Here is a 9500-nt window from a genome sequence, read left to right as displayed (position 1 = left end):
GCGATCATGTCGCTCGACCCGACCGGCAGGGGACAGACCCGCTGGACCCTGCGCTGGAAGACCGCCCTGAACGCCTTCGATATCACCTTCGACGGTCGACTCACCGCAGCCCGACAGTAGCCCCGAACACCACGGTTACACCGTTCGATTGACAGACCCTGGTGGCGCCGCGCGGCTCCTTCCCTCATCCGGCGAGGGCGAGGTTGTGCATCCGGGCAATGCCGAGCATGGCGTGGTGGACACCATCGTCCTTCAAGCGGCAGTCGCGGAGGATCTTCCAGGTCTTCATACGAGCGAAGACATGCTCGACGCGGGCACGGACCTGCTTGTGGGACTTGTTGTGTTCCTCTTTCCAGTCCGGCAGCTCGGTCTGGCCGCGCTGCCAACGGTGCGGAATGACGAGTCCGGTGCCTGGGTAGCCGCCGTCAGCGATCGCCCGGCACTTGAGTCCAGGCTTGCGTAGCGACGCGAGGCTACCAGCAGAGGGCCACATCACCGCAGAGCTTTACGACTCCCCGGGCATGGCACCTTCGGCCGTCGCCCGGTCCTGCTCCGCTTCGTACAGCAGCTGCTCGAAGCTGGTCATCCAGAAGCCGCTGACCAGGGAACCGTCGAGAGCCAGTCTGGGGTCGACGATCACGCCCTGGCCCCGCGTCATGGTCAGCCGTACGAAGCGGTCGAACTGTTCGTCGGTCAGGAGCGCCGACACGGTGAACTCCGGCAGCTCGATGCCCGCCCGCTCCCAGTTCTTGAGGAAGGAGCTGAGGTTCCACGGGTCGGTGAGCAGGGAGATCACGCCCTCGACGGCCACGGGCTCCCCCGTCTCGGCGTCCACGAGGTATGCCAGAGGGGTGTAGTAGCGCTCGCAGGTGGAGTACGCCTCTCCGATGGCCCGGGTGTACGGCACAACCTCGGCGTTCGTGCAGGGAATCGGATCGTGTCCTTGCGCCAGCAGGCGCGAGTAGGAGCCCCACTCGGCCTTGCTCGGGGTGTAGCAGAGGGGGTCACCCTTCTCCCGCGCCTCGGCCAGCGCGCGGTTCATTTTCTCGGCCTCCTGCGCGGCCCTGTCCGCGGACATGCGCGGCACTTGACCCCGGTCGGTGGTGTAGGTGGTTCCGCCGTCCTCCAGGATCATCCGGACGCACCATTTGCCGAGGGAGAAGTCGTCGTACGCGGACTTCCACAGGATCGGACCGTGCTTGACCTGGGACTCCGCGAGAGCTCCGAACATCCCCTGTCCTCCTCGGAGGGCTGCCAGCCACCCGGCGTAATCGAAGTTCCGCAGACGATGGTGATCCCGGAAGATCGCCGCGTCGACCATGCCGAGTACGCGGTCGGTCGGCGTGAGGCACGCGTGGTGGACCAGGCCCACGTCCTCCAGCTGTCCCTCCTCGTCGATCTCGACGAGCGGTGCGCCGTCCTCGGAGATCGGGTCGCCGCAGTGCCGGCAGGCGTAAGGGTCCTCGTGCGCCGCGGCGAGGCGGGCGCAGTGGGCCGCGTGGGCCAGGGCGGCGGCCGACTGGTTCGGATCCTGCGGGAGGTCGGCGGCGAGAACCGCCACCCTCTTGTCCTCGTAGTCGTCGGCATGGGCTTCCATGTGCCGGTCGCACCCCGCCCAGGTGGACCAGCGTCCGACCACCTCCCACGGCTCGCGCCCGCCGATCAACACCTGACCCGCCGAGAACGTGTGGCGCTTCGCGCCCGCCTCGTCGAAGCGCATGATGTCAATGACGATGAAGTCGCACTCGGGATAAGGGGACTTGGCCAGCACCACGTCCCACCCGAAGGGCAGATCGGCCACGAGCTCGGCGGTGATCGGACCGGGAGCGGGTGTTGGCTGATCTTGCGACGAGGGGCCCAGGTACGTGCCGAAGCGGTCCTGCACGGCGGCGACGTCGAGGGCGTGCCGGTCGCGTGCGAGCGACACGCCGAAGGCGATCATGCTGGCCCAGAGCAGGTTGGCGGGGACCGTGACCCTGCTGCCGAGGACGAGGAGGATCGCCGACTCCTGCGAACCGCCCTCAGCCAGATCCAGGGCGCTGACGTGGATCCTCGCCGTGATCCGCTGGAGGTCGAGTTCGGTGATGTCCTTCCGCGTACGGGCGAGGTAGTGGGATCGGATGATGTCCTGGGTCTTCGTCAGGACGTCCTGTTCGGGAGCGGTCAGAGGCAGGCTCTGTCCGCCGGCCGCGTTGAGCCGGGCAGCGTCGGTGACCTTCCGTAGTTCCTTGCGGATCCGGCCGGACGCCCCCTGCGAGGTGGCGAGGACGTAGACGTCGTTGGGCCGGTCGTCCGACACGTACTGCGCGACGAACTGGGCGAGGACGGATCCGAACTCCGACCCGGGGGCATCGGACAGGCTCAGCGTGTTCTTGGCCTGTACGAAGAGCCGCCTGTCCGGGCCGACGACGACCAGGTCGTCGATCTCGTCGGCCGTCTCGAAGCGCAGCTCCGTGACCTCGGTCGCGGGGGCGCGCCCGAAGGCCGCGAACTCGAGCCCACAGAGCATGTGGGCCATCGCGTACGCCGCGATGCGCTGCTGAAAGTCGACGCCCGAGTGCGTTGCCGCACCCCCGCTGTTGCCCACGTGCCCTCCCTGGCGGAACACCGGAAGTCTACGGCCGCTCGATCATGCTCAGCGTTCGTTGTAGCGAACGTATGGTCCATTCACTTGAGAGCTCTGTTCAGGTTCCCGTGTACTACGCGGACACGTACGAAGCGCAGGTCCGGACCCGGGTCGCGGCCACGGGTGAGCGGGACGGGGTGCCGTGGGTGGCGGTCGAGCACTGCCTATTCCATCCGCAGGACGGGGGACTGCCTGCCGACCGCGGACGGGTCGACGGTCACGAGATCGTCCCGGCGCGAGACCACGACGCCGGACTCGTCGTGGCCCGGTCCGCCAGCGACCTCCCGCTGCCGGACTTCACGGTCGGGGCAGTCGGTCGAGGTCCGCATCGACCTGGCCGCGCGCAGGACGCACCCGGCGCTGCACACCGCCGGCCACCTCATCGAGGCGGCCGGGCGGGCCCAGGGCTGGACGCACGCCGCGAACACCCACTTCCCGGGGTGCAGGCCCGGATCAAGTTCACCGCGGCGCGGCCTGACCCACGCCTCGACACCCCGGAGGGCCGGCAGGGAACGACGAGGCGCTGCGGACGTACGTCGCCGAGGCCATTGCGGAAGGCGCGCCCTTGACCTGGGAGTATGACGTCGAGGGACGCCGTACCTTGCATCTGGTGGGTCTGCACTCCGCGCAGTGCGGGGGGACCCACGTGCGGAGCCTCGGAGACCTCGCCGACATCGTCCTGCCAGCGCTGAACTACTGCGCCGCATCAGCAGCGGCAACAGCCTGGAGACCTGGCGGCTGCGGATGCCGCCCGACACGCACCTGGACGGCGTGGGGCACGCGACCGGCACCATCGAGCACCTATTCGTAGCCTCCGGCCATCTCACCGCCGGCCCCACCGGCACCCCCACCGACCTGCGTGCCGGCGACCTCCTCGCCTTCGCGAGGGACGTACCGCACCGACACCGAGGGCGCTGACGTGACCGTAGTCATCGCCTCCCCTGTCGTCAGCTGAAGGATTCGGCCTTACGCAGCCGGTGGACTCGTCGGCACGACGCCGGAAGCTCCGGCCTGTCCAGAAACGCCACCGGGCGGTCAACTACCTCACTCAGCGCACCGTCGAACGATCCCTGGCCGCAGCGAGGGCACCGGTCGAAGGCGGCATGGCACGGCTGAAGTCCTGGCAGATGTTCCGAAGATCGGGCATCAGCCCCGTCATCTGCCGACAGGGTTGTTCTTGTTGATCCGCTCGGCACTGGGGGATGGCCGTCGTTGGTTACCGGCGGCGATGTGGCGGCAGAGTAAGACTGAGTGTCAGGGCCCGTGATGCGGTACGGGCTCCCATAGGTTCGCTGTCGCGGGCAGGATCTGGGCGGACAGGCGGGAGGGCCCAGAGCCCAGACTGATGGTGGCGCGGGTGAGCAGGCAGGTCTCCGGAACGAGTGGGTCGTCGAGGTGGATGAGTTCGCCGGTGTCGAGCCAGGGGTCGTAGGGGACGGTGAAGTGAATGTGCCGGGAGGGTCCGGGATCGAGGTCGATGCTGGTTGCGTGCTGCAGGAGGAGCGGGCGACCGTGAATGGCGAGCTGACTGAAGACGTCGCTGGCGGCGAGTTCCACAAGTCGGTCTGCTGCCTCGAAGGCGTCGGTGAAGTGTCGGGCAGGCCCGCTCAGATGCTCGACTTCCTCGGCCAGCACGGCAAGGCGGTAGTTGTGCCGCGCGAGGACACTGCTTGGCTCGTGGGCGTCGACGGCAGCGTTGGAAAGCCGCTGTTTGAGGCGGGCCCGTGTCTGGAGCAGCATCTGCCGACTCGTCTCGTCCAGGGCCTGCCGGGTGGCAGCCAGCCGCTGCCATTCCTGGCTTGCTTGTAGCGCGCCGGCCAGAGTACGGGCGGTTTCTTCCAGGGTCTGCGCCTGGTCGGGTAGTGCCTGCAACTGACGGGCAATGCTCGGAGGGAGGCCTCGCAACTGGAGGCCGGCGGCCCGTTCGCCGGGCTGCCAGGCGAGGCGGAATGTGAAGTCGGTGGTGGTCAATGCGGTTCCGGGGGCGAGCTGCGGCGCGGGCAGCTGGGGGTAGCCCGGCATCCTGGAGCGCAGCCAGGCGATCGTCGTGCGGTGCGCGGTCTCGATCAGTACAGCTGACTGTAGCCACGCTCGCCACGTGTCCTTGTCGTACGGGGCGCTGAAATAGGGGACCTGCTCGTACAGGTCGATTATTCCAGTCACTCGCAGGGGAGTCGCCCCGATGTTGGCATCTGCGGCCTGCATCTCCTGCAATCTGCCCGGTACTCCACTGCTGCAGCCGCCCGCGTTTCGTGGTAGTTGCAATGCGAACTCTTGCACGGCAGGCAAGGCTGCCCAGACGTCCGCCTGCTGAGTAACGGCTTGCCAGATAGCTCTGTCGCTCATGATCATCCGTTCTGCGGGCGAGGGCCGGGGACGACTGCTACGGCTCGAGCCAGGAGTCGATGGTGAGGGCCTCGATGGCTTTTCGGACACGCTGGACGGCTGTGGTGGATGGCGGACTGTCCAACAGATACTCGAGTGTGGTGGAGCCCCAGGTTTCCCCGGGCGGGAAGAGCGACCCTTCAGACGCCTCGATTACGGTGTCGTTGCCATGCTGGTAGTCGACAGGTGTGTGCACCCCCAGAGCGTCATGCTGAGGGCTGCCGATGACTGCATGAAGGCCTAGCGGACCTACCTGGGCTTTCAGCATTGAGGCGTGACCGGATGGTGCTACGGCTCCAATCAGCTGTTTGATTGCCAGCGCGGTCTGTTCGGTGTGCCGAGCCAGGGCTTCTGCTGCCGCCGACCCAGGCTCTGGGCGGCGTGGGGCGAAGGACACGGGTGGGCGAAGGCGGGCGAGCAGTTCGTGGCGCCACAGCCGTGCTGCGATCGCCAAAGGACCAGCCCCTTCGTGCATCACGGCGACGGGACATCCTTCAGCGAGTTCGCGGGCGCGGGCCTCGTCGACCCAGGCAGGCTCCGCTCCAAGGGGGCGTAGGGCCAGTACCCTGCCGTCGTTCAGTTGGCTCATCACCACGCCCTGGCCCTGAGAGGCGGACAGATGATGAAGCAGGGCGGCAACTTGATGCGGAGCTTCTTCTCGCAGCGGCCGACGATCATGGTCTGCCAGCAGAACCGCTGTGAACGGCAGATCACGCGCGACCAGCGTCGCGGTCGCGTCATCTACGCCCCGGATAGCCGCGCAGAACAGCATGCGCTGGTCGTCACCCGCGGAAAGACTGAGAGGAAGAGGCGCTGCCCCGCTGGCGTGCGCTGCTCCTGCGAGGTAGTCCGCGAACGAGTCGTGCATGGGAACCACGGTCTGTTCCCAGCCCAGCGAAGTGATCAGACCGCAGCGGCGGGCCGCCTCGTTGAGATCCGACACCTCGGCCCTCAGCCCGACGGATTCAAGGGAGGCCACGGCTTGGCTGAGCAGGCGGTGCCACTCGTAGACATCCGCGTACCGGCGGCCGTCATCCAACAGGCGCGCATAGGCGATGCCCAGTGCATTACTTACGGCCGACACCCCGACCGAGCCGCTTCGGGCTGCCAGCTGCTCGATGAAGGCTCGGTAGAGACCTGCCTTCCCCTGGGGAACATCCTGGTCGTCCATGAGCGCCATCGCCATGGAGAACATGAGCGGATTGCCGGCCGCATCCCCCAATGTCTTGTCGAGGGTCGCCACGACAGCGCGGGCAGTGTGAGGAGAGCACGGTGTCCCGCTGGTGGCGGTCGCCCGTTCGACCAGCTCGACCTTCCGCTCGTATCCCAGTGGGACCATCCGAAATATCTCTGGAGACACGCTGCTGGGCAGCATGGACCGCAGCACTGCCATATCGCGTCCCACCAGCACGATGCGGGCTCCATGTCCCGCAGACACAGGGGCAAGGAGTTCTTCCTGCAGGGCACGGCGAGTCCGTTCTGCGACTTCTGCAGCACCGTCGATCACCAGCGTGACGTTCCTGTCCGACAACGCCTGAATACCGGTGGCAGTGGGGCACACCTCCTGGAGAATGACAGAGAGACTGTCGGCCGTAAGAGCCCCCAGGCGTCCAGGCAGATAACTCTCGGCGTGCGCTGTGATCACCACTCTGCTGTCAGCTGCGGCCTGCTGGCGCAGGATGCGCACTGCGGTGCTCTTACCTGTCCCCGTGCGGCCGGCGAGCACGACCGGACCACTTCCGCTGAGCAGCTCTCCAACAGGCAGTACCTGTCCGTCGCCGGATACGTGCTGCCGGACAACCGATGGGTCTCGCCCCTGGGCATCGGCCACGGCTGGAGCGATCACCTCGTGATCGATGCAGGATCTCGCTGCTGCCAAGTAGCGCTTCCTCACCGCTTCCCACCGTTGGGCAGGAAACTGCTCCGCAGGGACGCCAAGAAGTGTGGCGACGCTTTGACGGTCCATCACGCGAAGCCCCGGGTCGCTCTCACTCGCGTGGTCGAACAAGGCGCGGAACAACCGGTCTACAGCCTGCCTGGCTTGCTCCTTCAGGTCCTGCTCTGTTCGAGCGGAGGGGAGCATCGCAGCCACTCGGTGCTCGGCGCGTGCCAGCAGGGCACTGGTGCTGTGCTGGTCCTGGCGAATGCGTGCCCTTCCCAGAGCGGAGTACACCGATTGGTCGACGCTCACACCGAGCAGTTCTGCAAGAGGATCGGTAGACCCTTCGGCAGCTGCTTCCAGAGCCCGCCGCACACCCAGGCCGCTCGGACCGAGCTCGCCATCGGTGAGGAACTCGAACGATGCACGCGCGGCGTCGGGGAGCACCGCCCAGCGCTTCAGAACCTCAAGCAGTTCGGACTTGCCCCATGTGTATTCGGCGGCGCGCACCTTGACCTGGATGGCGTGACACATAGTTCCGTCACGGTCGTGGAGTTCGATGTCGACAGCGTCGTCGATGCCCTCGACGCGGACACTACCCAAACGGGGATCCTCCAGAAGCCCGATAGCTTCCAGCACGCCTTGCGCCTGCTGGTAGGCGATGCCTCGGACCGTGTGTACACCACTCACGATGCCTATGCTTCCACACCCCTCTGACAACCCACCCAGGCTGCGAGCCTGGCTAAAAGAGCGTTCTGTCCCGCCCAGGGTGCTTCATTGCCGTTCAGGTGGCGGACCGTTTCGGGTCGGTTGGGCCAGTAGACATCTCTTGTGGCAGGTGAGGCGGATGACGGCCTTCGAGGGTCCGTTTCGGTCCCTTCGCTCCTGTCTGATCCCAACACGCCCCCGGTCACGCCGGTTTGCGCCCTGTGGCGGGACGGTGGCCGTCGGCACTACAGAAACATGCCTCGTAAGCAGCGGCCGTACCCGAGTGACCTGTCCGATGCCCGTTGGGAACTGCTGGAACCAACTCTGACAGCCTGGCGGGCCGGACGAAGAGGGAAGGGCCTGGACATCGGCCGGCCACCCGAGCGCGATCTGCGCCGGATCATGGACGCCATCCTCTACGTCGACCGGACCGGGATCCCGTGGCGGTACCTGCCACACGACTTCGCCCCATGGGAAACCGTCTACGGCTACTTCGCCGCCTGGCAGAAAGACGCGGTCTTCGACCAGCTCAACGGACTCCTGCGGCGCCTGGTCAGGGAAGCCGAAGGCCGCGACGCCGAGCCGAGCGCCTGCGTCCTCGACGCCCAGAGCATCAAGACCTCCGCGAACGTCCCGGCCGCTGGCCAGGGCATTGACGCGGGCAAGAAGATCGCAGGCCGTAAACGCCACATCGGCGTCGGCACCCTCGGCCTTCTCCTGGCCGTGCTGGTCACAGCCGCCAACGTCTCCGACAACGTCGGTGGCATTCAGGTTCTCTCGAGCATCGCCGCAGATCACCCGCGTGTCACGAAGGCGTGGGCCGACACGGGCTACCGCACCAAGGTCATCGATCACGGTGCCCGCCTCGGCATCGACGTCGAAGTCACCCGCCGGGACCCTGCCCAGAAGGGCTTCAAGGTGATTCCGCGGCGCTGGGTCGTCGAGCGGACCTTCGGCTGGCTCATGAACCACCGCCGCCTCGCCCGCGACTACGAGGCCCACCCCCACCGCTCCGAAGCCATGATCAAGGTGGCCATGGTCGACCTCATGAGCCGCCGGCTCACCCGCGAATCGACCCCGAACTGGCGCGACTCCTGACCCCGCCAAGTCAGGAGGCAGAGCCCTGAGCAGGGCACTGCCAAGCGGCCGAGTCGATTGCGTTCCCTTTCGCGTCGCTGAGGTGGAAGCAGTTGCCGTTGACCCAAACCGTGACCGATTCGGGCCGATGGTCGACCTGGAATGGTTCGTTCCCACGCAGAGTCCCGGACCATGAACCGTCCGCTGCAGGCGAGTGGGTGACAACGACCCAGGTCTGGGTCGGGGGAAATTGGTGCGTTTCAGCCCAGGGCTCCACCGTCAGCTCCAGCGGCGCCTCACCGCCGTTGCTGATCAGCAGCCGCGCTGTTCCCCCGGTGACCATTCCTCGCACCCCTTTCCTCACCTCTACGGGCGATCCCGCGTTCAACCACCGCCTTGCAGGCTCTCACGGCCAGATCGTCACACGCCCGACCACCTGATCCACTCGGCTTCATCGCCCGAGTTCTCAAACGACCCTGCGGGGACAAAACACTCTTTTAGAGGGTCCTGACCACTGGGCGTCGTGCCCCCGCCCCTGTTGGAGATCGACCGAACGTACAGGTCAGAGGTTCTTTGATGGACGGGAAGGGGCTGAAGAGGCCGAAAAATCGGCAAGTATTCGAACGGGTGGGCGGAGGTCGGGAGGGGCTCAAGGGGCCGCGTCGCTCCACCCCCTCAACGACTCTGCGGCAGCGGCAGTACACCGTTGCCGTATGCCCCCCACCGATCGCCTGCCGCCGACCGGGTCCCGGACGCCACCGGCGTCAGGGACCCCGTGGCGGACCGAGCATGGGTTTCCACCACCACAACCGGTACCCCGATCGA

Annotated in this window: 5 protein-coding genes and 1 pseudogene; 1 reads left to right on the top strand and 5 read right to left on the bottom strand. The window is 66.7% G+C overall.

Going from position 1 to position 9500, the window contains the following annotated elements:
- Window positions 1-184 precede the first annotated feature (184 nt).
- The 5 genes and pseudogenes from ABZ621_RS35750 to ABZ621_RS35730 form a co-directional block, all read right to left on the bottom strand.
- Window positions 185-481, bottom strand: a pseudogene (locus ABZ621_RS35750) (transposase); the annotation flags it as partial.
- Window positions 482-505: 24 nt separating this feature from the next.
- Window positions 506-2587 carry a hypothetical protein gene (locus tag ABZ621_RS35745; RefSeq protein WP_360611081.1) on the bottom strand — a complete coding sequence of 694 codons (2082 nt, stop codon included), beginning with the start codon at window positions 2585-2587 and terminating at the stop codon, window positions 506-508.
- A gap of 203 nt (window positions 2588-2790) precedes the next feature.
- A complete protein-coding gene (locus ABZ621_RS35740; protein WP_360611080.1) occupies window positions 2791-2994 on the bottom strand; it encodes a hypothetical protein in 204 nt (67 codons plus the stop codon).
- A gap of 886 nt (window positions 2995-3880) precedes the next feature.
- On the bottom strand, window positions 3881-4840 hold the full coding sequence (locus ABZ621_RS35735; protein WP_360611078.1) for a hypothetical protein: 960 nt from the start codon (window positions 4838-4840) through the stop codon (window positions 3881-3883).
- A 169-nt stretch (window positions 4841-5009) separates the two neighbouring features.
- Complete coding sequence (locus tag ABZ621_RS35730) at window positions 5010-7580, bottom strand: hypothetical protein (RefSeq protein ID WP_360611077.1); 2571 nt, start codon at window positions 7578-7580, stop codon at window positions 5010-5012.
- 273 nt (window positions 7581-7853) lie between these two features.
- Here ABZ621_RS35730 and ABZ621_RS35725 point away from each other — a divergent pair, with 273 nt between their 5' ends.
- Window positions 7854-8696: an IS5 family transposase gene (locus ABZ621_RS35725; protein WP_360611075.1), complete on the top strand. Its 843-nt coding sequence runs from the start codon at window positions 7854-7856 to the stop codon at window positions 8694-8696.
- Window positions 8697-9500 lie beyond the last annotated feature (804 nt).

The organism is Streptomyces sp. NPDC007863 (assembly GCF_040633895.1).
Taxonomy (GTDB): domain Bacteria; phylum Actinomycetota; class Actinomycetes; order Streptomycetales; family Streptomycetaceae; genus Streptomyces.
The sequence above is the reverse complement of the archived record's forward strand: the minus strand, read 5'-3'. Positions and strand labels throughout refer to the sequence as shown.